This window comes from Mulberry dwarf phytoplasma (genome assembly GCF_056504655.1).
The window spans coordinates 40,901-67,499 of record NZ_CM151418.1 but is presented as its reverse complement, the minus strand read 5'-3'; the positions used below and the strand labels follow the sequence as shown (position 1 = coordinate 67,499).

At 28.5% G+C, this 26,599-nt stretch carries 26 protein-coding genes and 2 pseudogenes; 24 read left to right on the top strand and 4 right to left on the bottom strand.

All coding sequences use genetic code 11. The features are described from left to right. Window positions 1-182: 182 nt before the first annotated feature. Window positions 183-2,726: a class 1b ribonucleoside-diphosphate reductase subunit alpha gene (nrdE, locus tag JAHGCCOI_RS00320; RefSeq protein ID WP_227807183.1), complete on the bottom strand. Its 2,544-nt coding sequence runs from the start codon at window positions 2,724-2,726 to the stop codon at window positions 183-185. Between the two features lie 361 nt (window positions 2,727-3,087). Here nrdE and JAHGCCOI_RS00315 point away from each other — a divergent pair, with 361 nt between their 5' ends. Next, window positions 3,088-3,258 carry a hypothetical protein gene (locus JAHGCCOI_RS00315; RefSeq protein ID WP_227807181.1) on the top strand — a complete coding sequence of 57 codons (171 nt, stop codon included), beginning with the start codon at window positions 3,088-3,090 and terminating at the stop codon, window positions 3,256-3,258. A 12-nt stretch (window positions 3,259-3,270) separates the two neighbouring features. After that, window positions 3,271-3,546, top strand: a complete 276-nt coding sequence (locus tag JAHGCCOI_RS00310; protein ID WP_479492087.1) for a DUF2963 domain-containing protein — start codon at window positions 3,271-3,273, stop codon at window positions 3,544-3,546. A 276-nt stretch (window positions 3,547-3,822) separates the two neighbouring features. Here JAHGCCOI_RS00310 and JAHGCCOI_RS00305 read toward each other — a convergent pair whose 3' ends face one another. Beyond that, window positions 3,823-4,236: an Hsp20/alpha crystallin family protein gene (locus tag JAHGCCOI_RS00305; RefSeq protein ID WP_212775592.1), complete on the bottom strand. Its 414-nt coding sequence runs from the start codon at window positions 4,234-4,236 to the stop codon at window positions 3,823-3,825. A gap of 477 nt (window positions 4,237-4,713) precedes the next feature. On the opposite strand from JAHGCCOI_RS00305, the gene JAHGCCOI_RS00300 reads away from it, so the two are divergent. Then, window positions 4,714-7,719 (top strand): S1 family peptidase, encoded by a 3,006-nt coding sequence (locus JAHGCCOI_RS00300; protein ID WP_479492086.1) that lies wholly within the window; start codon window positions 4,714-4,716, stop codon window positions 7,717-7,719. A gap of 241 nt (window positions 7,720-7,960) precedes the next feature. On the opposite strand, the gene JAHGCCOI_RS00295 is transcribed toward JAHGCCOI_RS00300, so the two are convergent. Together JAHGCCOI_RS00295 and JAHGCCOI_RS00290 are read right to left on the bottom strand one after the other, a co-directional pair. After that, window positions 7,961-8,461 (bottom strand): hypothetical protein, encoded by a 501-nt coding sequence (locus JAHGCCOI_RS00295; protein ID WP_479492085.1) that lies wholly within the window; start codon window positions 8,459-8,461, stop codon window positions 7,961-7,963. Between the two features lie 216 nt (window positions 8,462-8,677). Then, complete coding sequence (locus tag JAHGCCOI_RS00290; RefSeq protein WP_479492084.1) at window positions 8,678-11,440, bottom strand: cation-translocating P-type ATPase; 2,763 nt, start codon at window positions 11,438-11,440, stop codon at window positions 8,678-8,680. Window positions 11,441-12,456: 1,016 nt separating this feature from the next. On the opposite strand from JAHGCCOI_RS00290, the gene JAHGCCOI_RS00285 reads away from it, so the two are divergent. The 21 genes and pseudogenes from JAHGCCOI_RS00285 to JAHGCCOI_RS00185 all read left to right on the top strand — a co-directional run bounded on the left by JAHGCCOI_RS00285 (window position 12,457) and on the right by JAHGCCOI_RS00185 (window position 26,471). Next, entirely contained in the window at window positions 12,457-12,687 is a 231-nt protein-coding gene (locus JAHGCCOI_RS00285) for a hypothetical protein (RefSeq protein WP_479492083.1), read from the top strand. Between the two features lie 31 nt (window positions 12,688-12,718). Next, on the top strand, window positions 12,719-13,573 hold the full coding sequence (locus JAHGCCOI_RS00280) for a hypothetical protein (RefSeq protein WP_479492082.1): 855 nt from the start codon (window positions 12,719-12,721) through the stop codon (window positions 13,571-13,573). A 137-nt stretch (window positions 13,574-13,710) separates the two neighbouring features. Then, on the top strand, window positions 13,711-14,340 hold the full coding sequence (locus tag JAHGCCOI_RS00275; RefSeq protein WP_479491998.1) for a sigma-70 family RNA polymerase sigma factor: 630 nt from the start codon (window positions 13,711-13,713) through the stop codon (window positions 14,338-14,340). Between the two features lie 5 nt (window positions 14,341-14,345). After that, window positions 14,346-14,573: a DUF2963 domain-containing protein gene (locus JAHGCCOI_RS00270; protein WP_479491999.1), complete on the top strand. Its 228-nt coding sequence runs from the start codon at window positions 14,346-14,348 to the stop codon at window positions 14,571-14,573. Window positions 14,574-14,644: 71 nt separating this feature from the next. Next, window positions 14,645-15,736, top strand: a complete 1,092-nt coding sequence (locus JAHGCCOI_RS00265; RefSeq protein WP_479492000.1) for a replicative DNA helicase — start codon at window positions 14,645-14,647, stop codon at window positions 15,734-15,736. A gap of 806 nt (window positions 15,737-16,542) precedes the next feature. Continuing rightward, window positions 16,543-16,761: pseudogene (locus tag JAHGCCOI_RS00260) on the top strand (DnaB-like helicase C-terminal domain-containing protein); the annotation flags it as partial. Next, on the top strand, window positions 16,761-17,336 hold the full coding sequence (locus JAHGCCOI_RS00255) for a hypothetical protein (RefSeq protein ID WP_479492001.1): 576 nt from the start codon (window positions 16,761-16,763) through the stop codon (window positions 17,334-17,336). The pseudogene JAHGCCOI_RS00260 and the gene JAHGCCOI_RS00255, both read left to right, overlap by 1 nt. Before the next feature lies 1 nt (window position 17,337). Beyond that, a pseudogene (gene tmk / locus JAHGCCOI_RS00250) lies at window positions 17,338-17,984 on the top strand (dTMP kinase). 20 nt (window positions 17,985-18,004) lie between these two features. Next, window positions 18,005-18,295: an HU family DNA-binding protein gene (locus JAHGCCOI_RS00245; protein WP_479491965.1), complete on the top strand. Its 291-nt coding sequence runs from the start codon at window positions 18,005-18,007 to the stop codon at window positions 18,293-18,295. 19 nt (window positions 18,296-18,314) lie between these two features. Further along, a complete protein-coding gene (locus JAHGCCOI_RS00240; protein WP_479491966.1) occupies window positions 18,315-18,512 on the top strand; it encodes a hypothetical protein in 198 nt (65 codons plus the stop codon). Next, on the top strand, window positions 18,512-18,763 hold the full coding sequence (locus JAHGCCOI_RS00235; protein ID WP_479492081.1) for a hypothetical protein: 252 nt from the start codon (window positions 18,512-18,514) through the stop codon (window positions 18,761-18,763). Before JAHGCCOI_RS00240 ends, JAHGCCOI_RS00235 begins: the two co-directional genes overlap by 1 nt. 17 nt (window positions 18,764-18,780) lie before the next feature. Then, window positions 18,781-19,101 (top strand): hypothetical protein, encoded by a 321-nt coding sequence (locus tag JAHGCCOI_RS00230; RefSeq protein WP_227806987.1) that lies wholly within the window; start codon window positions 18,781-18,783, stop codon window positions 19,099-19,101. Window positions 19,102-19,103: 2 nt separating this feature from the next. Continuing rightward, on the top strand, window positions 19,104-19,721 hold the full coding sequence (locus tag JAHGCCOI_RS00225) for a hypothetical protein (RefSeq protein WP_479492002.1): 618 nt from the start codon (window positions 19,104-19,106) through the stop codon (window positions 19,719-19,721). A 58-nt stretch (window positions 19,722-19,779) separates the two neighbouring features. Then, entirely contained in the window at window positions 19,780-20,976 is a 1,197-nt protein-coding gene (locus JAHGCCOI_RS00220) for an AAA family ATPase (protein ID WP_479492080.1), read from the top strand. A 3-nt stretch (window positions 20,977-20,979) separates the two neighbouring features. Further along, window positions 20,980-22,593, top strand: a complete 1,614-nt coding sequence (locus tag JAHGCCOI_RS00215) for a DNA double-strand break repair protein Rad50 (RefSeq protein WP_479492079.1) — start codon at window positions 20,980-20,982, stop codon at window positions 22,591-22,593. 101 nt (window positions 22,594-22,694) lie between these two features. Beyond that, on the top strand, window positions 22,695-23,492 hold the full coding sequence (locus tag JAHGCCOI_RS00210; protein WP_479492078.1) for a hypothetical protein: 798 nt from the start codon (window positions 22,695-22,697) through the stop codon (window positions 23,490-23,492). 346 nt (window positions 23,493-23,838) lie between these two features. Then, window positions 23,839-24,327: a Panacea domain-containing protein gene (locus tag JAHGCCOI_RS00205; RefSeq protein ID WP_479492077.1), complete on the top strand. Its 489-nt coding sequence runs from the start codon at window positions 23,839-23,841 to the stop codon at window positions 24,325-24,327. A gap of 1 nt (window position 24,328) precedes the next feature. Then, a complete protein-coding gene (locus JAHGCCOI_RS00200) occupies window positions 24,329-24,709 on the top strand; it encodes a hypothetical protein (RefSeq protein WP_479492076.1) in 381 nt (126 codons plus the stop codon). A gap of 115 nt (window positions 24,710-24,824) precedes the next feature. Continuing rightward, on the top strand, window positions 24,825-25,391 hold the full coding sequence (locus JAHGCCOI_RS00195) for a Panacea domain-containing protein (protein WP_479492009.1): 567 nt from the start codon (window positions 24,825-24,827) through the stop codon (window positions 25,389-25,391). 24 nt (window positions 25,392-25,415) lie between these two features. Further along, window positions 25,416-26,096: a hypothetical protein gene (locus tag JAHGCCOI_RS00190; protein ID WP_479492075.1), complete on the top strand. Its 681-nt coding sequence runs from the start codon at window positions 25,416-25,418 to the stop codon at window positions 26,094-26,096. Window positions 26,097-26,102: 6 nt separating this feature from the next. Next, complete coding sequence (locus JAHGCCOI_RS00185) at window positions 26,103-26,471, top strand: SVM family protein (protein ID WP_121463809.1); 369 nt, start codon at window positions 26,103-26,105, stop codon at window positions 26,469-26,471. Window positions 26,472-26,599 lie beyond the last annotated feature (128 nt).

The window sequence follows — 26,599 nt, the reverse complement described above, 5'->3', positions numbered from 1 at the left end:
AGAAATAATCGTTGTTAAGAATAAAAAAAGACTATCCATTTGATAGCCTTATTTTAGCAAAAACAAAATTACAAAAAACCAAGTACGAGAAGCAATCAAAATTGCCTGAGATTTATAAATATAGTGTATTAATGAAAGTTTTATTCCATTAATTATTTTTTATTCGGTTTTATAGGGTGTTTTTAAACACCACAAGCCTCACATTCATCAATTTTTAGCTTTTGGGTTCGTGTGTAATAAAGGGTTTTTATCTTTTTATGATGAGCATAAAGATAGTATTTTTGTAATTCACGCGTAGTAATATCAGATGTAATACCAAGTTCAAACGAAATACCTTGATCAACGTGCTTTTGGGCAATGGCAATAACATCAATGAGGTCGTATTTGTTCATTTTATAAGCAGTGGTGTACATAAAGGAAGTTTGTTTTAAGGCAGGCATTGGACAGTAAGTTTTGGAGTTGCCATAGGTGCGTTCCTCTACTAATTGTTTTACAGGAGTCAAAGAAGGAGTTGCTCCCATAATGTATCCAATTGAGCCGTTTGGAGCCACTGCGAGGCGATGAGAATTGTAGAGCCCAAATTGCATAACATCTTGTTTGAGTTGGTGCCAATCGTTTTGCGTGGGCAAGGTGATGTTTTGGAACATTTTTTTGATTTTGGCAGTTTTGGGTAAAATTTCACCGCGATTGTCAAAATAACTACCATCAGCGTATTTGGATTGTTCAAAACGATAAAACTTTTTACCTGTGGTTTTAGCTTTATTGCAAGAATGAAGAAGGCTGTAAAAATTAACGGCATTGAAAAAAACATCAATTAAATCTTTGTTTTCTTCACTTCCAAAAGCAATGTAATTTTGAGCTAAAAAACCGTGATGACCCATAATTCCAAAACCTACACTGCGGTTAAGAAAATTAGCTTTGGCAACAGCTGGCACATAACTAATGTTAGTGTTTTCAGAAACACAGTTCATTACTTCCATCGCCATAAAAACAGTTTCTTGAATGGTATTGTTAGTAATCATGTTTCCCATGTGTCCTGATGCTAGATTGCATGAAACGTCCATACCAATTTCGTCTTGTTGGGTTTGATGGTAATCTTTGTAATGTGAAGTGATAGTGGGTTGGAGGATTTCAGTACATAAATTAGAAAACTTGACTTTCAGATCGGAAGTGTTTGCTTGATTGGTGTTGTCGCAAAACATTAAGTAAGGATAGCCTGATTCGCCTTGCATGTGGGCAATAAGTTCTAAGAGTTGGCGTGGATTGATGGCTTTTTTTTGCACTTTGGGATTGGCAACTAAAATATCGTACCAATAGTCCATATCAACTGCGATGTCAGCAAAATTTTTGCCGTATTCTAAGAAAACAGTGTGCGGGGAAAAGGTATACATAACTTCGTTGTTGCGGGCAAGTTCAATCATTTTATTAGGAACTACAACGCCCAAAGATAAAGTTTTGACACGAACATCCTCGTCAGCGCTTAATTTTTTCGTACTTAAAAAATCAATGATATCGGAGTGAAAAACGTTCAAATAAACAGCGCCAGCACCTGTACGTTGTCCCATTTGATCAGCATAACGGAAACTGTGGTCTAATAATTTGCACACACCTACAACACCTTTACACACGCCTTTGATGCCTTTGATAGATTCACCTTTGGCACGCAAATTAGTGATGTTAATCGAAACGCCACCGCCAATTTTGGAAAGTTGCATCGAAAATTCATTAATGCGAGCAATGTCGTTTAAAGAGTCACCAGCTTCTAACAAAAAGCAAGAGACAAATTCGCCACGATGTTTTTTGCCTGTGTTGAGCAAAGTGGGAGTTGCAGGAGTAAAGTCTTGGTTGATTAAGGATACAATGAGGCGTTTGGCAATTTCAAAGTCACCTTTGGCATGATAAAGGGCGTTTACTGACAAGCGGTCTTCGTAGGTTTCTAAATAGTGTTGTTTGTCACGAGTTTTAAGGGCGTAATCGTGGTAAAATTTGAAAGCTCCCATAAAAGTTGGGAAAGTGAAATTTTTTTGGTAGGCAATTTGGTAGATTTCTTTAATTTGCGAGTGGGTGTATTTTTGCAAAAAAGCACTTTCATAATATTCGTTTTCTTGTAAAAAAGTTAATTTTTCTTGCAAAGTGGCAAAACGTTTTAGTTTGGGCAAAACTCCTTCTTGCAAAAAACTTTGTAAAGCTTCTTTATCTTTATTGAGGTCTTTGATGTTTCCTTGTTCGTCAATAATTTGATTGTTGAGTGTAATCCAAGGTGGCAAGACGGTTTTTTTTGGGGTGAGTGTTTGAAGTTGTGCTTGCGTTTGGGATTGATAAGAAGGCAATTTTTGGTCGTTACAATAGCAAGCAAGCCATTTTTTTAAAAAAGTTCTTTCTTCTGGCATGCCCGAACCTTCGAATTTGAGAACCAAAGGCACATTGTAAGTAGAAGCGATGGTGTCGCCTGCTTTGCCATAGTTTTTGCCCCAATTTTTATTGCCAGACACAGCAACACCTATTACTTTGGTAGCGTTTTTGTCTAAAAAAGTTTTGGCATCATCAGATACTTGTCCAAATTTCACACTGCGAGTAAGTAAAAAAACGTTTTCATCGGTTAATTTGGAAAGGGCATCTTGGATATGTTGAAAGGAAAAGTCTAGACTTTGAGCCATTTCATAAACTTGACCTTGCAAGAGACCATCATAAATAACTTTAATTTTTTTGGGAAATAAGGCTGGCATTAAAAACTCCTTTTGCTTCTTTGGCTTTTTTTGTGATTTTTTTTGCAGTTTGATTTAATTCATATTTGCATTTCAATAATGCATTTCAGTTAATTTAATACATGAAAAAGTTAAAATTGTTTGAAATAAGTTAGCTTACTGTCAAATATATTACGTATTTTAAATAATAAATTAAATTTGCATGCATTATATTATTATTCTAATAATATGTATTTTATATTAATATTATATCAAAAGAAAAAAATATAGCGGCATTAAATGGCTTAAAAAACATATTTTAGAAAAGGCTTATTCGTCAAAATAATTCGTCCCAGTATAGAATAAATATTTAAGCTACCAAACTATTTAGGTAATTGAGCAGATGCAAAATGAAAAACAAAGTAAGAAAAACATGAATGTAGGAGGGGATAAAACATGCAAATGGGCTTTTAGAAATGCGAAAAAATACCATGCAGCTAGACGGATTTTAAAAACCAACACCAAAAAACCCATCGGCGAATATAATAACGAAATTAAAAATATATACAATTAGGAATTCGCGATTATGTTAAAAAAACTCAAAATTAGGAAGCTCATTATGATGGTGGTGTGTGGTCTTTTAAGTTTTATTCCTTTAACCTTCGCCGCGCAAATCTCATATCACCCCAACGGTACAATCAAGTCCAAAGTAGAGTACGACCCCCAAACAGGGAAGAGAATCAAACAGCACAAACAATCTCCAAGTAAAACCCTCGGGCGTTCCTTTTTCCATCAACAAACCAAATCACCTATAAAACTAGCTGATACCGAAACCCTTAAACAAGAGTGGTTAAACATCTGAACTGTTCCGTTTTTTTAGACACTTTTTTATTTCAAAATTACTCTTTAAGACTTAAAATTAAATAGATAATTTCATATCTTTTCAAACTAACAAAGTAATTTCATTACACTTAAAAAGTGTCTAAAAAAATGGAACACCTCACAACTACCAATGATTATTTTCATAATTGAAGCATTTCACAATAACCTCTTATAAATAAGAGGTTATTTCTTTTAATAATATTAATCATATATATAATAAAAACAAGTTAATTACTTAACTTGTTTTTATTATATCTTAATTTAATTTTATATAATGTTTTTCTTTGGGTTTAACTTCTTTTTTAGGAACACTTAATTTTAATAAACCTTGTTCCAAAGAACCTTTAATATCTTCTAAAAGAAAATCATCACCTAAATAAAAACTACGTCTCAAAAATCCTTGAAATCTTTCTTTACGTATAAAATTAGCTTCTTTAATTTCATTTTTTTTAGAATTTTTAGCCTCAACTACTAAATAACCTTCTTCCAAAGCAACTTTAACATCTTCTTTTTTAAAACCTGGTAATTCAATAGTAATAAGGTATTGATTATCTTGTTCTTGAATATCAGTTTTCATAATATTGTTGTTGTTAGTTAAAGAATTTGTTTTAAAATCTTCAAATAAATTTTCTAATAAATCTTGATTTTGATTAATTAAACTAAATAGCATTTTTATCACTCCTTTTTTCTTCTTTCTAACTTAAAAAATGAAAAAACGATTTTCTATAATTTGTTCATTTGAACTTAAAGCGATTTTAGATGAAAATATAAATCTTTACTGTCTTTTTTGATAATCTCTTATGTTTATTTTATTTTTTATAATATGTATAAAACATTTAATCCTTTAAGCTCAATTTTATTTTAACAAAAATTTTTGGCACTGTCAATACATTATTGCTATTTTTTTTACAAACTAATAAATAAATTTTAGGGTAAAATAATAATGAAGGGTGTTTTACATTTTAAATAAATCCCAAAAGAAAAAAAATACTTTTATTTATATTTTATTTAACATAGCTCATAATTAGAAAAAAGTTTTATGAAAAGAATTAATTTTTATCGTAAATTTATCTTATTTTTTAACATATCTATTCTTTTTTGGCTAAGTTTTATTCAATTACAAAATTACTCTTATACTAGTCAATTTATGAATAATTCCTTATATTTTGATAAACTACATGAAAATAACCAAACTAAAACTATTAAACAAACTATTAAAGCTTTGGAACAAGAAAAAGACATTTTAAAAGAAAACATTAAAAAAGATATTAAGGAAGAACAAATTAAAAATACTAATCAAATACAAACCAACAAAGACCAAATTTGGCAAATACATACAAATGATAAAACTGCTTTGGGAATTATTTTTTATAGTTTCAAAATCACAAACAATAGTGACCATGAAAATGAAAAAACACCATCAATTAACAATTCAGAACAAAAAATATATTTTGCTCTTACTCCTAAAAATATCATACAACCAAACAACATTATAAAATTATCAAATCCCCAAGGAGAAGAACGGGGCACTATTCAAAATCAAGTATTAACTAAATATAATATTTTTACTCCCTTATTAAAAGATTTTGATATTATCACTTTTAAATCTCATAAAAAATATATAATTACTCCTTTACAAAGACAAAACAAATATCACCAAGGACAACCAATTCATTCTTTTTCTACAACTATACCACAAGCAATTGCCTTTCAACAAAGTCATATAAGTGAAGATATTGAAGTTAACAATGAATTAGATGAAATATTTATTGCTATTTCTAGTCGTTGTAATTCCAACAATAAACAAACTATGTTTTGGACTGAAAAAGGCAATTTAATTGGTTTTTTAATAACTCCTGAAATAAAAAAAGAAAAAGGAATTAAATATATTAAAGCGATTCCTTCCATAAATTTTAATAAACCTATAATAAATGACGAACCTTCAATAATAAAACTTATCAATGCAATTATCAACCCCAATAATATAAATAATATATTAGATAAAGATACAGAAACAAAGACAAAGACAAAGGAAAAAGAACCGCCCAACAATCAAATACTAAAAGACATCAATTTAATTACTTTATTTATCAATACTGGTTATAGCCTAGGAACAGGAATAATTGTTTACAAAGAACAAATAAATAACCACACCATATATTATGCACTAACTAATCGTCATGTAATTGAAAGTTTTTATCATACATCAAATCACCAAAAACAAATAACAATCAAAAACAATCAAGGATTAAACAAGCAAGCAAAACTATATGCTTTTATTAATAACAATCGTGAATACGACGATATAGCTATCATAACTTTTACTATTCCTAACTCCGATACTACTAAAAAATTAGATGAAGTTCTTGCCAAATACATTAATTTTGATAAAGATATACAAATACCTATCCATCAAGGAGAACAAGTTTGGGTATTAGGTTGCCAAAAAGGCTTACAAACTAACCAATTCCAAAAACCAACAAAACTAAAATGGGAACAATGGTATTTTAACCTAATGCCTCACCAAAGACCTCAATTTAGACAAAATTTATTTAAAACAGGAGTTATTTCTTTTCTCAATGAAAAAGAAATTAACTCTGATATGACCCTAGATTCAGGCAATAGCGGAGGACCTCTTTTTAATGCTGAAGGAAAATTAATAGGCATAAATAGGAGTTATCATAAAATTTTGCGCATTTCTCAATCAATTAACATTAACTACATCAAACAACAATTCTATACTTTACTCAAATCCAAAAAAGAAAACATAGCAAATAACAACCCAAATAATATTGCATTCCAAACGACTAACACTAATACAAATCATATTGCAAACGAACTTAACATCTTACAAAATGAAAAACTAAACGAACAAAAGCCCCACATCCAAACCAACATCTTTTTAGAAGACCTCCATACTTATATAAAAGAACAGCCCGAACAAAAAATAATTTTTCAAAATAAAGACAACCAAGAAACTCTACTTACAATAAATTGTCATGGTTTAGAAACAATACAATTAGTTAATTTTGATACTCACAAATACAAGCAATTAGAAATTAGTTTAGCAAATACTAATCAATTTAGTATCTCTTTACAAATTCAAATTTTTGATTATAACAATAAAAAAAGTTATGAAGAAACAATTCAAATCCCTAAAATTGACATAGATAAAATGTTTTTATCATTTACTAAACAAACTTTTTCTTATAACAACATTTTAGAAAACCAAAAAAAGATTTTAGAAACTAATATCAAATTGGCAAAAACCACCTTCCAAAGCCCCACAAAACCAAATACTTTTTATAATCTTTTTGATAACAAAGAACAAATAATTAAAGAAGATATGTTAAAAACTATAGTTTTATGCCAAGATTATTACAATTCCCAAAATATCAACTTAGGAGTTATTATTGACAAAAAAACTGTAAATAATTCCGATAATACTTTTATATATACTGTCATTTTACAAAAAAATAGAACAAACCTAGACACTTCTTATCTCTTAGATGCTTTCCAAAATGTTTGTAATGAAAACGTTAAAATAACTATCCAAACACCTTTTGGCTTACAAGATGAAAAAGGAAAATACAAAACCATAGCCACCCATAATAATCCTTTTAGCTACATAACTTTTGAATCTAGAACAAATTATCCTGTTTGTACCTTTGTTCCTGATAAAAAACTTTTATTAGGAGAAAAAATATATTTAATTAGTAATCATAATAACATCTCTGATAAAGCCTTAGCGCCTCATATTTTTCAAAGCCATTTAGCATTACTAGATAACCCAAACAGCCAAGTAATTACAATAGATAGTACTTTTGTAGAAAATTATTTTAACTTAGAAGAAAGCCTTTATTATAATAATTGGTTTGCCTTTGATTCTCAAGGAAATCTAATTAATATTTGCTCTCAACAAGATATTTATCATCTACACAAAAGTCAATTTCCTTTTATTACATTTCCCAAAAATAATATTTTTCCAAATAAAATACTAAACATTACTAATGCCAAAATAGCAATATTTTTAATATGGACTTTTATTTGCATTATAGTTTTTGTAATAATAGATATCAAAAGTTTTAAAGATAAATACAGTATTGTATATAAATTACAATATTTTTGTAATAATAGATATCAAAAGTTTTAAAGATAAATACAGTATTGTATATAAATTACAATATTTTTTGTCTTTTTAGAACTAAATAAACAAAAAAAGAGACTTAAAAAGTCTCTTTTTATCTTAATATCTTGTTTTTAGTATATTGATTTATTTTCCCACACTTCAACTTAACTTAAATTTAGTGAGGTGTTCCATTTTTTTAGACACTTTTTAAGTGTAATGAAATTACTTTGTTAGTTTGAAAAGATATGAAATTATCTATTTAATTTTAAGTCTTAAAGAGTAATTTTGAAATAAAAAAGTGTCTAAAAAAACGGAACAGTTCATTGTATTCGTAGGTGATGTAATTATCTTTTGTGCCATCAAAATCATAATTTTTTTTGGTTGATTGTCCTTTGGAGTTGTATTCGTAGGTACAATAATCAGTTTTTGTGCCATTGGATTTATATTCTTGTTTTTTGATTAGTTTTCCTTGTGGAGTTTGGGTTTGAGTTGGTTGAGAGTTTGTTGTTTGTGGTTGTGATGTGGTTGTAAATGTTTGAGAAGGCAAGTAAGGATTTTGATTGACTTGACTTCCTGTATAAGTTCCTTCGTTATTACTATAATTAGGTTTGTAAGTTTGTGTGGGCGGTTTAAATGTTTCTTCTTTTGTTGGTTCTTGTTTAGATTTTAAAACCCAACAAACACCTAAAATTAATCCTAACATTAATACTGTAAATGCTATTGTAAGTACAATAAAATTTTTATTGTCTTTTTGTGGTTGTTGCATATTTTTTGTCTCCTTTATCATTTCCTTTTAGTTTTATAGGGAACAAAAAACATTTCCCTTACTTTTATTTTACTCTTTTTTTTTTTTTTGCGTAAAGAACGCTCAATAATAGTTAAAAAAGTAGTTTTATGAGTTTAGGAGACTTAATAATTATATTAATAAACAAAAAAAGACCTCTAAAAAAGAGGTCTTTTATAAATTATTTAATTGTAAGTATTAGTTTATTTTTGATTGTTTTTGGTTCTTAAATGCAAATACTTTTTTCCAGATAGTATCAAATAATAACATAACTAAAGGACATAATAATAAACATAAATAATGAGATATATTAATATCCTTAGTATGGAATATATCACTTAAAGAACTAAATTTAGTAATTAATACAAAGAATAATACTTCAATTATAATACCATAGTACAATATTTTATTAGGTTTTTTGATAGTTTGCCAAAAGTAAAGTTTGTTAGAACGACAAGCAAATGCGTTTCCTACTTGAGCAAAGATAACAGCTCCAAATGCCATAGTAGAAGCTAGGAAGAAATTGTCTTTTGTATTAAAATTGTAAACTGCACAAAAAAATGCTAAAGACATTAAACCTTCAACTATTCCTAAAAAGCCATAACTACGTTTTAATACTTTAGTGTCCATTAGATGGTCGTTTTTAGTACGTGGTTTTTGGACTAATAAACTTGGGTCAGTTTCTTCAGCTCCTAGAGCAATAGCAGGAATTAAGTCAGTTAAAAGATCAATTGCTAAAATTTGTAAAACATATAAGTAAGGTTCTGTAACTCCTAAAAAAGCAATAGCGATGAAAGGAAAGATTTGAGGGATATTAGAAGCAAAGACATAAGTCATGAATTTTTTGATGTTTTCATAAATACAACGTCCTTCTAAAACAGCTTTGGAAATAGTTGCAAAATTATCATCTAATAAAATCATATCAGCAGCATTACGAGCAACATCAGTGCCTGCTTTTCCCATAGCAATTCCTATGTGAGCTGCTTTAAGGGCTAAAATGTCATTAACTCCGTCGCCAGTAACTCCTACTACTTCTCCATTGTTGCGGTATGCTTGAACAATTTTTAATTTATGTTTGGGAGTAGTGCGTGAAAAGACAACTGGATGAGGGCTTTTGAGGACTTCTTGTAATTGTTCTAAAGACATTTTGTCAAGGTCACAGCCGTCTAAACCAACGAACTTGTCTTGGATGATTCCTACTTGTTTACCAATGGCAGCAGCAGTAAGACTGTAATCTCCTGTAATAATAGTAATTTTTAGTCCTGCTTGAGTTAAGTTTTTAACTGCTTCTTTAACTTCTTCTCTTGGTGGGTCGTAATTAACTGCAAAACCTAAGAAAACCATATCTTCTTCTAGGGGAGGATTTTGTTCCATTTTTTTGTAAGCAAGAGCAAGAACGCGGTATCCTTGGCTTGCAAATTGGTCGTTTTGTTTAAGGAAAGATTCTTTTTCATGAGGGCTAAAAGGACTTACTTGAGAACCTTTGTATTGCATTTGACATTGTTCAAGGACAATATTAGAAGCTCCTTTAATAAAGAGATATTGTGAATTGGTGTCATATGCAGGTTCTTGGTTGTTTTTAACTAAGACACTCATTTTTTTACGTTCGGAAGTAAATGGGTTTAATTGGATGATTTCTAAGTTGTTTTTTACTTCTTCAATGTTGTAACCGTATTTTTTAGCAGCAATTAATAAAGCTCCTTCAGTAGGATTACCGATTAATTCAAATTGGTGGGGTTTAGTTGGCGTAGGAACTAATTTAGCCTCAGAGCATAGAACTGATGCAATTAAGAATTTTTCAATTCCCTTTTTGGAGGCAGTATTGTTTGGGCAAACACTAAATGTTTGTTCGTCGTTATAGCCAGAACCTTTTAATTTGATAGTGCCATCAGGAATTACAATTTTTCTTACTGTAAGTTGGTTTTGAGTTAGAGTTCCTGTTTTATCAGTACAAATAACAGTAGTAGAACTGAGGGTTTCTAGGGAAGAGATTTTTTTAACTAAAGCGTTTTGTTTAGCCATTCTTTGAGAACCAACTGCTAAACTTAGATTAACGGTAGGAAGTAAGCCTTCAGGAATGTTTGCAACTAACATACCAACTGCACAAACAATTGCTGCTCTAAAAGAATCTATATTATATTTTTCTGCTTTGAAAAAACAAATCATAAAGACAAATAAAGCTGCACAAGAAGCAATAATACTTACTTTTTTAACAATGTGGTGCATTTCTTGGTCTAGAAGGCTTTTGCCTTTTTCAATGCTTTGAGCAATGCTTGAAACTTCTCCAATTTGGGTGTTATTTCCAATAGCATAAACAACTGCAAAACAACTACCTTGAGTAACTGTAGTACCTGCATAAACTAAATTAGGCATTTCAGCAATTGAATGATTATCTTCGAGGTTTGGCATTTCAGTACGGTTTAAAGGAATGGTTTCGCCTGATAACATTGAGTTGTCAACAAAAAAGCTATTAGATTGAATAATACGTGCATCTACTGGAACTTGGGTTCCTGTTTCTAAAAAGATGACATCTCCAATGGTAAGTTCAATAACATCCATTAATTCTATTTTTTTGTTGCGGTAAACTTGAACTTTTTTAGGAATCATTTTACCTAAGGAAGACAACATTTTATCAGCTTTGTATTCTTGGGAAAAAGAAAATAAACCATTTACAATGATAACTAAAATAATAGAAATACCGATGGCTGCTTCTTTGGGATTAATTACAAAAATCATTAATGCTGCTATCCATAATAAAATAGCCATTACCGAGGTAAATTGTTTGATGAATTGTTGCCAAAACGGAAAAGATTCGCCTTGTTTGATAATATTTTTACCGTAGAGAGTTTGTCTTTCTTGGGCTTGTTTGTCAGTAAGTCCGCAAGCGTCGGTGTTTAGATGTTTGACAACAGCATCTTTATCAAGACGACTGATTTGCAAAATTTCTTCTTTTTTATTCATATAAAGTTGTTTCCTTTGACTAAATTTTATATTTTAGTATTTTGTTAACTGATATATAAAAAATATTTGCAAGGCTATAATGGTGGATAAAATTAAATGGAATAAAGGAATTCAAAATAATAAGGATGATAATTGAGTAAGATAATTTTTTGGTGGGGGAGTTTGGTTGGGGTTTTGGAGTTATGTGGTTTATGTGATTTGTTAGTCTTGTTTGTGTGCAAAGTCATTTGTATGTTTTTTTGCCTTCTTGCTCTTGCCTTTTTGTTTTGCATTTGCAAGTTTAATAAATTAGTTATATTGTTTTTATAACTACTAAAAATAAATCAGAAAAATACCACAACCAAAGTTATAAAGTATTATCTTGGGTCAATTTTGCAAAATTAAATTATTTTTTAGTTCGTTTATTCTAGTCATCTTTTTTTTGATGATCAATTATTTTTTATAAGCCTGATTAAATTATAACAAAACAAAAAATAAAAGCTAATAATAAATGTTAAAAAAATACATTATTTTGGGAATTTGGAACCAAAAACCGTTATTTTGGGAATTATTTGGGTGGAATTGGGTGAATTTTGAAAAAAATTGTTATTTTTTTGTATCCGTTTTAGTTAATTTTTGGCAGTTGTTGTGATTTGGGATTGGATGAAACAAAATAATAAATTTTTAAGGATGGAATTAGTTATAAAATTTTTTTAAAGTGGTTTTATTAAATATATAAATCACCCAAATGCATTCAAATTTATAATTCTTAAATCCATATTATAAAATATAATAATATATGATGTAGAATTTTAATATTTGTTTATTTGTAGTATATCATTTTGATAACTAATTATCAAGTATAAAATTTATCATCCATTAATAAAGCACATTATTTATTATTTGCTATATGATTTTATTTTATATCATCCAAAAAACTTTATTATTTCAAATAACATTAATCACTTTATTATGTTATTTTTTCATGTTAAATTTTAATTTAACTTTTTTAATTTTAAGGAGATAAAAAACTAAATATGATTTCTAAAATCCCAAAATTATTTTGGACAAACATTGCTATTATTATTTTTGTAATAATTGGGATAAAAGAATTTATAGATTCGCCAAAAAAATTGTCAATTGATTTAAATACTAACCCAACCCATATTATTTGTGATGTTGTTCCTGTAGGGGCTTGTTTTGCAAAACCTTCTATCAATATGTCATTAAAAAAAACACCATTTATCTTCTGCAAAACCTCATTATAATATTTATACGGATGAAAAATATATTCCTTTAATGCCTGAACTTTTGGAAACTCAGTTAATGAAAGAAGGCAAAGAACACCGCGATAATAAAGTGATGCAAATTGCCATACAAGCCAAAGAGCACCAAAATAAAAAGTTTAATTGTTCTATTTTACAAGAAGAAAAAAAATTTTTAAGAGAAATCCAACCAAATGGCATAATTATTGAAGGTTTTTTAGACTCTTGTTTGCTTACACAAGTGATTCTACCAAGTGGATCTATTTTTAAATATTATATGCCAACACAAGACAATATACAAACTATTAAAGAAATTTGGTGTGCTAATGGACAAATCCTAAAACCTGATTTTTCTCATATTTTGCATTTTTCTATGATGCAAACACCAACACCCCTTACTACTAGTCAACTAACAGCTTATCATGAAGCAGGACATGCCTTAATAGTTTTGCAATTTCCTTTTGCATTATGTTCGGTTGCCAAAATTTATATTCAAGAAACAACTACTGATTTGACCGCTGATTCGATGTTTTTTTTTGGACAAACAGTTGTTAGGCATCCAAAATTAAATCAAGGTTGGCAAAGATTAGTTTTACAAGCTTTTGGAGGTGCAGCTGCGCAACAGTATTTAGCTAATCAAGGCAAAATTCCAAAAGAAAAAATATTTTCAGGAATTGATGATGATTTTCAATTTATAGAAAAACTTTTAATGGAAAATAATCAATTAAATAAAGTAGATTTGAATAAATTATTTCAACAAGCTTATAATATTGTTGCAAATAATAAAGATTTATTAGATATTATTGCCCAAGAAATAGACCAAAAGAAACTTTTACAACAAATAGATATAGAAAGAATTATTAAAGATAATCATATGTTGGTTGCTTGAGGTGTTCCAAAACTTTGGACAACTTTTTACTTTCTAAAAATTCTTTAAGACTAACTATTAAGTTAGTCTTTTTTTCTTTTCAAGACTAAAAAAATAATTTCTTATCTTTTCTAAAAATATTTTTAGGAAGGAATAAAATGTTAAGACAAAAATTATTTAAAGATTTTTTAAAAAATAAAAAGAATTTAGCAATTCGCGATCAATTAATCGAAATGCATTTACCATTAGTAAAAAAAATAGTTAAACAATTTAAATATTTCCCTAAAGCACTTCAAAGAGAGGATTTATACCAAGAAGGAATTTTAGGTTTAATCAAAGCTTTAAATAATTATCAAGATTTAGGATGTGATTTTATTGTCTATGCTACCCCAACAATTAAAGGTGAAATCATAGAACTTATTAGAGGTCTACAAACCACTTCTATTTCCAGAGAAGTTTTTCGGAAAGAAAAACAAGTAAGTAATATTCCTTTTGAAGAAAAACAAACCCAATCTTTCAAAGCCAACAATCTAACCCCTCATCAAATTTGGTTAACCCAAGTTAATCATGAATTGTTTATTGAAAAAATCAAATCTAATTTAAATAAACAAGAATTCGAAATTATTAGATTAAGTTTTGGGATTCCTTTAAAAATCCAAAACCAATACCCTCAAATTGAGTATTCCAACAAAGACATAGGTAAAATGTTGAATTTATCTGCAACACAAGTAAAATTTATCAAAACCAAAGCAATTAATAAATTAAAAAAAATAATAAAAAGGAAATAAATAATATGAATTATCAAAAAAATACAACTACTTACTACAAACTCGATGGCAAAACAATTTGTGGTATTCATGAACATGACCCTGATACATGGAATTTTATTAAAACAACCTGGTTTAATAAAGATGGCAAAACGATTGATTGTATTACTGAATATGATCCCATAACAGAAGAACCAATCAAAGAAACCTATTACAATTCTGACGGAACTGTTAAAGAAGAAAAAACTTTTTAATCAATATAGAAACTAAACCCCTTTTTTAAGGGGTATTTTTTATACCCAAATTAAAAAAAGGAGTTAGAAAGATGATTGAAGCAGAACGTGCTTTGTTGGGGGTTTTACTTTTAAACCCCGAATCAATTTCTTTAGTTTTTAATGAAATTACAGAAACTGACTTTTACAGTCCTCATCATAAAAATATTTTTAAAGCCATGAAAATATTACATCAAAATAATAAAGAAATTGATTATTCTTCAGTAAGTGCTATTTTAGAAAATGAAAAATTATTAAAACAAATAGGAGGAGTTAATTATTTAAATGAATTATCTGATTTGATGCCTTCTCCTCGGCACTTAGAAACATACATTGATTTAATTAAAGAAACATCTTTAAAAAAAGAAATTGGCGGTATTATTGCTAAATTATCCCAAATTGCAAGAAGCAAAATAGCTCCACAAGAGATTTTAGAATTAATAGAAACAAATACTGCAAAATTAAGAAAAAAACTCACTCCCAAGTTTAAAGATTTAAAAAGTTGTGTTTCTAAAGTAATCAAAGACATTTTGGAAAACCACAATAAAAATAAATTAGTTGGAGTTAAAACAGGATTTAATAATATAGATGATTTAATTGGAGGTTTTAAACCAGGACAATTAAATATTTTAGCCGCAAGAACAGGAATGGGAAAAACTGCTTTTATGTTAAATTTGGCTGTCAATATTGCTAAAGTTTTTCAAAATATTCCTAAAAAACATAATATTTTGATTTTTAGTTTAGAAATGACATCTGAAGAATTAATTAAACGTTTAATTAGTTGTGAATCTCAGATTAGTATCAAAAAAATGGAACAACAACAATTAACTCGTGAAGAAAAGTTACAATTATTGCAAACAGAAGAAAAATTAAGTGAATTAAATATTTTAATTGATGATGACAGAAATACCAAAATAGAAGAAGTTAAAAGAAAATGCCGTCAATTAAAATTTCACCAAGGACTTGATATAGTTTTCATTGATTATCTACATCTTTTAAGAGACGATCAATTTCTTAATTTAAATCAAGCAATTGGGATTATTACTCGTGAATTGAAAAAGTTAGCGATGGAATTACAAATTCCTATTATTGCTTTAAGCCAAATGAACCGCGCAACTTTAATGAGAGAATCTGGGCGCGAATAAACGCACCATTATAGCAATCTAGCCAATTGCCACGGACTTGATTATTCCGTGAGGTCATGCGGTCGGTCAGCCAAACGAAAGAATGGCGGATTACAGCAGACCGTAAAAGCGAAGTGAGGTGAAATAACTAGCCAAGATGCTTTCGCAAGACTAAGATAGTCATGGAAAAGGTGCAAATCCCTAATCGTGGAAATTATCGTAATCTCATAACGTCAGGGCAAGTTATTGAAATCCCTGAAATGAAGGAAGATATGAAGATATTAGATTTGTCTTCATATATAATCACATGTCGCTTTAAATAGCACCCTTCATGATGTCGTTGGCGGAACCAAAGTGTTCTAGTCTAGCTTCAAGCTTTAACAACGAAAGCGAACCTAAAACTATCGGGCATAATGATGTCGGAAATTCGAGATTCCTAAAAACCATCCCAAACAGAGGAAATTAAAATGCCTCTGGGTTCAAGGAAAAAGAGACTTTTAGTAGTCGGAGGAATTAAAACTTGGTTTGGAATAACCAAGATAATTGCCCTCACACGGAGCCTAAGAAAGCTAGGTACAAGGCGAAGAAGTTAGATTCACAGGATTATTCAATTCGGGAGAAAGGAGGTTGATGCAAATGCAACCAACTGAAGCAGATAAAGCTTCTAAGCTTTCAAACTTACTGAATAATCAATCAACTAAATAGTGATATTTAGAAGACCCTAGAAATAGGCTGTGAATGGGAAAGCCGTATGCTTGGAAACTTGCTCGTACGGTTTGGAGCGGGGCTGCACGTAAATAACCAACACGCGTGTAATCTATCGCTATAAAAGCCCTAATCTTTCAGATTTAAGAGATTCAGGTTCAATTGAACAAGATGCCGATATGGTAATGTTTTTGCATCGCGAAAGTTATTATGAAAAAAATCAATTTACAAATGTTGTAGAAGATTTTACCCAATTTATTGTTGCTAAAAATCGTTCAGGTAAATTAGGCCAATGTAATTTTAATTTTGATAAAGAAATCCAAAGAATCGAGGAAAATTAATGTTAATTTCAAAAAATATTTTATCCCAAATCAAACCTGATAATTACTTTCAATATCCCTTTAATCAATATATGCAATTAAATCATCAAAGTTTGAATCATTATTTTCAAATTACCAAATCAACTTCCCAAAAACAAAAAGTACTGCGTGGTAAAATTAACGAATATCTAATTTTAATTTATTTTCGACATCGTGGAATCACCAAACAATATCCCCAAACATATTTATTTTTTATTCCTGATATCAAATTTGATTTAGTATTGTTTACCCAAAACAAACGAATTGTTGCTTTTAATTTTAAAACTTGCCTCCGTGAACGTTACAAACAAGCTATCATCGAAGCTCAACAACTAAAAAAACTCGATACGCGTTTTGAATATTACTTATTAACAAATGATGCTATCGAATCCCAAAGGCTCAACAATAAAATTAAAAACGGCAAAGTCCAAGGAATTGATAAAGTAATTGATTGTTTTTCTCAAAAAGCTAATATCTTTGTAAATACCTTATTCCAAAGACAATTTATTTCTTTTAAAGATATTAATTTAATCAAAAATACGAAAGGAAATAATTAAAATGTGGAATAAATTAATAGTTTTTGAAGGGCTAGATGGAAGCGGCAAAACTACTTTGATTAATAAATTAAAAAAATCTTTAATTAATAAAGGACAAAAAGTAAAAGTTTACCAAGGTTTAGGAAGTAGTTCTATTGGAAACGAAATAAGAAATTTGTTTTTATACCAAAAAAAACAAGTACAAAAACTAAATATTTTCTTAGTTTTTCCAACATGATCCAAACCCAAGATGAATTAATAATACCTAATCTACTTAGTGGCCATCTTGTTATAGTTGACCGTTGGTATGATTCTACTTTAGCTTATCAAAGCAATAGTAATTCCATAGATTATGATGATGAAATAACATCAAAAATTATTAATCAATATTTACTCAAACCTCATTTAACTTTCTATCTAGATATTGACCCCCAAATTGGCTTACACCGAAAACAATCAATCCCCCATCATAAATTAGACTTAATCGAACAAAAACCACTAATTTATTTTGAAAATGTGCGTCAAAATTATTTAAATCAACATAAATACTGTAATGATGTAAATTGTAAACACCAAAATTGCAAGTATTTTTTAATTAATGCAACCAACTCACAAAAAGATAATTTAGCCCAAATAATCAAAACTTTAATTAATAAAAAAATATTATAAAAAAAGGAGACAACAAAACAATGACTAAGAAAGAATTAATCAAAGAAGTTGCAAAGCAACTAAAAACTTCAGTTGCAAAAACCGAAGAATTTTACAATTCATTTGAAAATACCTTAATTAAATCAATCACATCCAACGAAGAGGTAGTTTTATCACCTCAACTTGGTAAATTCATCTTAAAATCAAGAAAAGCCCGTTTAGGAAGAAACCCCCAAACAGGTAAAAAACTCAAAATCCCTGCCTCAACCGCAGTTAGTTTTAAAGTGTCAAAAACACTTAAAGATGAAGTTAAAAAACTCAAATTAAAATAAAATAAGGAGAATAATTAACATGAGTGATGGAATGACAGAAGCATACCGTGGGACTTATTTCAAAGACTGTAGCAAACCAATAACCAAGAAAAAAATCAACAAATACCACCAACCCAAAGGCAAATGGCTTAATTTAGACCGCCCCAATAAAACTTTTAAAAACAAAAAGAAATTAGCTGAAAACAAACGAATAAAGGTAAGTGAAGGCGGTGAATGATGTTTATTATAACAATTTTTACAACAATTAGCAATTTTATTCTAAATTATACCAAAGGATTTAGCACTACCGAAATACTTGAACGAAGAATGGATGGAATCCAAACAACGCTTTTCACTATTCTTATTGTTTCTGGTTATGAAACACAAAAAGAAAGTAAACCCAAAAAATCATTTTCAATTATTCCAAATCCAAATAACGAATCAAAAGAAAAAAACAATTTAGAAAGTAACAAAGAAATAAATAATTAATACAAAGGAGAAAAAACATGATCAAAAAAATAATACAAACCAAAAAAACAAATAAAAAATCAACCGAATTAAAAAATAAAAAAGTAATAAATTCAAAATCAAGTCCACCAAGTAAAACAATGGTAGTAAAAGTACCAACCACCCCAGAAAAACAACCAACTCAAACAACTTCCAATAACAACAAAAGCAATTTATTAAAATCATTTATAAATTTAACTATCGTTTTATATTTTATTTTACATGTCAACGTTATTTATTACCAAAACCAAATCCCTTGGTTAACCACAGGTATAAATAATTTAATTGATATCATTAAATCAACCTTAGGAGGTAAATAATCATGAAAAAAACAAACCAAAATCAAAATATCAAAATTATAATTGTCCTGACAATTTTAATTTGTTCTTGTTTTGCAATTAATTCTTGCCTTGCACTTGTAAATTATTTCTCACGCCAAAGACAAGAAAACATTAAATTAATGAGTAAAAATGATGCCCCTTTATTTGAAGTAAATAGAGTAAGCGGTAATAATGAAGATAAAACCCTTATCCCTTTACCTATGCCTAATTTAAATCCAAATAAATTTCATCACACAGTGACTATCAATCATCAAGCCATTTTCAAAACAAATGGATTTGACATTAGTGTTCCTTTATATCTAAAAATAACTCCAAAATATGACACTCATAACACTTTTTTAAATCCTGAATCACTCTTTAACTTAGAAGTTAAAAATAATAACACACTCTATGATGACACCAATCGCAAACAAATGGTTAACGATAATGATGGCAAATGCAATATCAATATTCAAATTAAATTAGAACAAAACGATTTTGTTCAAGCAACAAATCCACAATTAACCTTAGTTCTTGACTATGAATTAGTGGATAAAAATGGAAACGCACTTAGCGGTAGTGGCACCACTCTAAACACCAAAATTGAAAATTTAGTTTAAATAAAAAAATAAGACTAAGTTAAGAAAACTTAGTCTTATTTTAGAAAGGAAATAAATTATGAAAACCAAAAACCAAACTTCCACCCAACCACTTTTCTTAAAAGCAATGACAATCATCATTTTGTTTCTTTTATTTTGGTTAGCAACTTATGTCTGGATTCATCACCAAACTTTAAGTCAAACCGAAAAAGAAATTATTTCTTTTAAAAATAAATTAGAAGCCACCCAAACTTTAAGTGAAGAACAAAAAAATATATTAAAGCAAGAATTACAACAAGCAGAAACCAAAAAGAAAGAACAAACTGAAGAAATTGATAATAATTCTTCAACAAACCCAAAACAATTAAATTCAGAAGGAGTTGTTTTTCAACCTGCTGACTCTCAAAAATTTATAGGTTTTGACAAATTAATCGGTTTTAAAGAAGAATTACAAGCAGTTCAAGGATTTATTGATTATTTAAAAAACCCTGAAAACTACCAAGGTATTGGCGAAGTTGAATCACCCCTAGGAATTTTAATGTATGGTTGCCCTGGAACAGGTAAAACCACTTTAGCACGAGCACTTGCCAAAGAAACCAATTTACCATTCTTTGAAGTTAATAGTTCCCTTTTTTCCCAAAAGTATAAAGGGGTAGCGCCACAAATGGTAAAAGATTTATTCACTAATGCAAGAATTGTTGCAGAAGAGTGTAATGGGGCGATCATCTTTTTAGATGAATGTGAAACTATTTTCACTAATTTAAGTATGTTAGAAGCAGGTTCAGAAATCGCAAATGTTGTAAACCAATTCAAAATGGAAATGACTTCCCAGGATAATAACCCTGAAAAACCAATTTTCATTATTGGCGCAACAAACCAATACCATCTGATTGATGAAGCGATTAAATCCCGTTTTGCGTACAATATCGAAGTAAAACCAGGAAATAAAACTGAACGACAACAAATGCTAGAATTCTTAATTGAAAAAAGAAAAAATCCTTACAGTGAAGAAACAAAACAGTATTTATTTGAAGTTATTAACGAAGCTTTAGAAAACTTACCACAAAATAAAGAATTCTTAAAAGCTAATCGTACCTTAGAAAACTTATTAAAAACTACTGTTAGTATTTTTGCCAAAAACCGTGGTAAAGGTGAAAACAAAAGAAATGAAATTAACAAAGAAGATTTAAAACAGGCTTATCAATTGATTATTTCACCAGATACTACTTTATTAGACCAAATTGAAAATCAATTAAAACCGAAAGGAGGTGAATAATCTATGTTATCACCATTAGACGTACTGAAAGTTTTTATTAATTTAAAATCTTATTTAACGTGGTTTTTAATTGCTACTACTGTTTTTGGCCTTTTTTGTTTCATCAAAAACAAATTTTTTCACAATCAAAACACCACAACCCTAAAAAGTTATTTAATTTACTTTTTAATTATTCTTGCCTTATTCAGTTTTCTTTACTTATCTTTCTTTCATAAAACTGAACCATCATCTAAATACACAGCTCAATTAATTGAAAAAATTGATGGAGCAATTAAAAAATACGATGACACAATTAATAACTACAATGGTTTAAAAAAAGATTGGGAAAATGAATTAACAAAATGTGAAAAAGAACTCAAAGACCTTTACGAACAAAAAGAAATAACCCAAGAATCCAAAGATAAAATCAAAGAGGCATTGGATAACAATGAAACAAAAATTAAAGAAATAAAAGAAAAATTAAGTAAAAATACCGAAAATATCACTATCTTAAAAGGCAAACTTTTACAATTAGAACAAGACAAAGAAGCTAAAGAAAAAGAAATTAAACAAAAACAAGAAGAAGTAAAATTAGCATCCCCTGATGACAAAATTAGATTACAAGCTCTAATCTCTAAATTACAAGACGAAAAGTCAGAAATAATTGGTGAAATTGGGAAAATTAAAGTTCAAATCGGCAAATTAGAATCCACCCAAAAATTTCTAACAGCACAACTAGGTCGTGCCGAAAAATTTAAAAATGAATTAATTCAAGATCGCGACGATTTATCAAAAGAATTGGAAGAATTAAAAACAATTATTACAACTTACGAAGACCGTAAAGCTGAAATCCAAAAAGAAATTGATGAAGTAAATCAAAAACTTGAACAAATAAAAAAAGAACAAGAATTATATCAACACCTAAAAGAAAAATATAAAGAAATGTATAGTCGTGCGCTAACTTATGAAAAAGAAAACGAATTTAGTTTTGGTAACGCAACTAAAGCCGTTTTTAAAGCTTTTGATAAAGTTACTGACTTAATCCCCGCTAAATACGGTTTAAAAATTTTAGGTAAAACAATGACTGTTACGCGTAAATGGGCCCAAGGAATGGCAAAAAGTACTTTAGTTCTTCACGAAGGCCACCGTTTATGGCATATGTATAATGAAGTAATTAACGAAAACAAAGAACATCCACCAATGATTACCAAAGAAGCTTTAGAAATGTATACTCGAGATATTGACCGTGATTTAGACAAACTTGACGCTGACTACAAAGATTGCGAAAATAAATTAGATGGTTATAAACTCCGACAAAATGAAGATAATTTAAATAAAGAATTAGGTCAATCTAGAGAAATAGTTAGCGAAATAGAACAAAAAGAAAAATCAGTCATTAACGAATATAAAAATACCATCCAAGAATTGGAAACCCAATTAGAAGAGACTTTAGATAATGACGGATTATATAATAAAAAAAGCGATTTAGAAGAAGAATTAGAAACTAAAAGAGAAAACGTGAATGAATTAAAACACCAATTAAAACAAAAAAATCCAAGTTATGCTCGCGCTCAACAACGCATTCAAGCTAGACGAGTTGGTAAAATCCCTGAAATAGTTATGATTCCAAATAAATAATTATTTTAGCTAATTATTTTATTATTATTTTATTAATAAAATTGTATAATAGTGATAAGCGATATATTTTTATCACTATTATCAGGAAAGGTAAATAAGTTATGAACCAACCCAACTTTTTTCAAAAACATTTATTAACTATTATTATCATTTTACTTTTTGGAATAGCAATTATCATAGGCATTCACCAAGGATTTAATGATTATCAAAACAAAAAAAATTCTTTATCTCCTTTAGGACAAACTCCAGAAAAAGATTCCTTAGAACCTGAAATCACCCCAACTCCTTCCAGATCTAAACGCTCTACGGAAAAACCACCCCAACCGAAAATTAAAACCACTGCTGCTCGTTTAGAACAAATTAAAACTTATCTTTTTTTCGAACCTACTGACACTTCTAAATTACCATCAGATCTATCAGCAAGAGAACAAGAAAAAATTGAAGAAATTAAAAATAGTTGGGAGTTATCATTGAATTTATTAAAAAAAGAAAAAGATGCCATTAGCAAAGAGCAAAAAACATGTGACGAACACAAACAACAACTCGATTCAATTAAACCTCAAATAGAAAATTTAAAACAACCACAACAACAACTAGAACACCAACGCGACGAAAAAAAACAAGAACTTAATAGATTAAAAATTAATAGAAAAGGGAATGAAGCAGAAATTAAAAAACTTCAAGATGAAGTGCAAGAAATAGTTGAAAAAATCGGCAAAATAAAAGTTAACATTAATAAATTAAAAGCAAGGCAAAAATATTATCAAGATATGTTATCTAGCGCTGAAAACTACAAAAGAATTTTAGAAAAAAGATATGAAGATGTAGAAACAGTATATATAAATTCAATCTTAAAATCCCTCAACTCCCTCTATGAAATCACACCAACTGAGGTATAAATAAAAATAAGGAATTATAAGTTAAAATGATGCAAGTAAAAAATAAATTACATCTTTTATCATTCTTTTTTTTGATAAGTTTAGGATTGTTACTGATAAAAATAACTAAAAATATTATCAACATAAAAATTATCTTATTTATAAAAAACCCTTTCCAAAAGGGTTTTTTATTTAACCATACTTACTTATCCAAATAACAAGACTTCTTTAAACAAGAGTCTTTTTTTATACCCCAAAAGAATCAAATTAAAATCCCAATCCCAAACTCAACCCAAAAAAATTAATTAAACAATTAAAAATCATCAAAAAATATGTTAAAATATACAATATAAAAAATAGGAAGGGAATGAATATGAAAACATCCATCATCCCCAACCAAAACCAAATTAACGTTTTTGATGTTGCACTTTACATTGTTGAAAATAATCCTCATCCAACTACTAAAATGAAACTAAATAAAATGATTTATTACGCTCAAGCAAAACATTTAGTGCAAACTAAAAAACCTCTTGTAAAAGAACAAATCCAAGCTTGGATTTATGGTCCTGTTTTTCCTGAATTGTGCGCACAACTAAAAGAATTTACTTATAAACCGTTAAATCCCGATTCTTTATCAATGGGAGATGCAACTAAAATAAATGCCGCTCAAAAACAAATCCTTGATGATATTATTTCATTATACGGCAACAAAGAAGCCGATTTTTTATCTCAACAAACTCACGAAGAAGACCCATGGAAAAATACATATTATATCAATTCCGATTGGTCTAAAAACATTATTAAAAACAAAGATATTTTAGAATATTTTTCTAAAAACACTAAACACATTTGTTAATATGGAACAAACAATTAATAATCTTTTTCGTTATCGATTCGATCAAAATTTAACAGATATTTCAAGTTTTAAAACAATAAAAGGTTTTAAAGAAGTTTTAGAAAAAGTTATCGCACCTTTAAATAAATATATTGAGTATACATGGCATCAAATCAAAAAATCGCATAATAAAGGTCCTAGATATCATGTAGTCCAACCTAGCACCCTTTCTCGAAAAGGGTTTGCTCGTGCCGTTAACCTTTCTGAAGATGAACCTATTTTTCAAATATCTCTTAATTTGCAAGAACGCGTTTATGGTATAACTGTTGTAAATATTTTGTTATTATCGCCTATGATCCAAACCATAAAGGAAATACAAAGAAAAAATAAATTATTGCATTAATATAAAATTCAAAATACAATTAAATTTTAATAGACTCTCTCTATGAGAGTCTTTTTTTATACCCAAAAATAACCAAATTAAACAAAAAATTAAAAAAGAAAGGAAATAATTTTAAATGAATAAACAAGACTTAAAAAAATTAATCAAACAATTTAAATCACAAATTCCAACAGGCTATGATATAATTATAAAAAAAAGGAGAAAATTAAAAATGGAAAAGAATAATGAAATAAATGTCTTTAATGTAGTTAATTGTTTGATTAATCATGTTGATACACAAGAATATAAAGTTTCTAATATGAAAATAAATAAATTGTTATATTATATCCAAGGATATTATGTTGCTAAATACGATAAACCATTATTTAATGAGCCAATAGAAGCTTGGTTGTTTGGACCAGTTATTCCACATGTTTATGGAAAATTTCTCGAATTTGTCGACCGCCCAATAACTAATAATTATGTTTGTTTCGAAGCATCCGAAACCGAATTAAACGAAGAAGCAAAAAACATTATTTATAAAGTAATCGATAAATACGTCAAGATATCATCATACAATTTAAGCGTTATGACGCATGAAGAAAGTCCTTGGAAAAATGCATACAATCCTCGCCGAAAATGGAAAAACAATATTATTAGTCCTTCATTTTTAAAAGATTTTTTTAAAAATAAAATAATTTAACAATTTCAAGGAGCGAAAACGGTTTTGAAAAAATTAAACTTGAAAAATTTTGATGAAATTATTCAAACGATTAACAGTATTTGCGTTAACATTTCTAGAAGTAAAAATTTACAAAAAAGTAATAACGCGCAAGGAAAAGAACAAGATATGGAAGCTATTTATAGAGATACCATTTCCCTTAATTTAAACAGTTATCCTTCTATTTTTCGGAATCAGGTATCTTGTGAGACACAAAACAAGCATGGCAAAGCGGATATCGTAATACATTTTGATGACTCAAAAAAATATGTTGCGGAATGCGCCGTTCTAAAAAAAGAAGAAAATCAAACATTAGTAAACAAAATCGAAAACAAATATCGACAATTACTTTATAATACGACAGACAAAGATAATAAAATTTCATTGCTTTTTTTTGTTTTAAAAAAAGTTTTTGATTCTAATAATATTTTTAAAATAATCGAAAATTTTATAGAAAAAGAAAACTCCGAATATAAAATTCATGAAACAATAACAAAATATCAGAATAATGATTGGGTAATAAAAACAAGACCGACGCGTTTTCCTGAAATAGATTTTTTTATTCATATTGGAATTTATGATTTTTTTTATAAAGTGGATTACGCCAAATATCAAAAAACAAACAAGAAAAACATTGAAGAAAACACAAAAAAACAAGAAAAAAACTTAACAAATAAGGAGTTATAAGTTAAAATGATGCAAATAAAAAATAAATTACATCTTTTACCATTATTTTTAATGAGTTTTTTAGGATTATTCGCTTTCATCAATATTAATCCAGTTATGGCAACGGATCCAAAACTTCCAGAAACTAGTAGCAGGCAACCTGTTAATCAGAACTTTACTATTGAAGAAAACATAATTAATTTAAAACAGAAAATTTATGATAATGCAACCAAAATAACAAACATAGATAAAGAATTACAAGGAAGTATCACTGATAATCAAAAAGAAAATCTCTTAAAATTAAAAGAAAATTACAAACAATTAATTGATAATCAAAAAGAACAATTAAAAACTTATAAAAACCTTTTAAACAATTTAAATGATGAAAATAACTAAAAATATTATCAACATAAAAATTATCTTTTTTATAAAAAACCCCTTTCCAAAAGGGGTTTTTTTATTTAACCATACTTACTCATCCAAATAACAAGACTTCTTTAAACAAGAGTCTTTTTTTATACCCA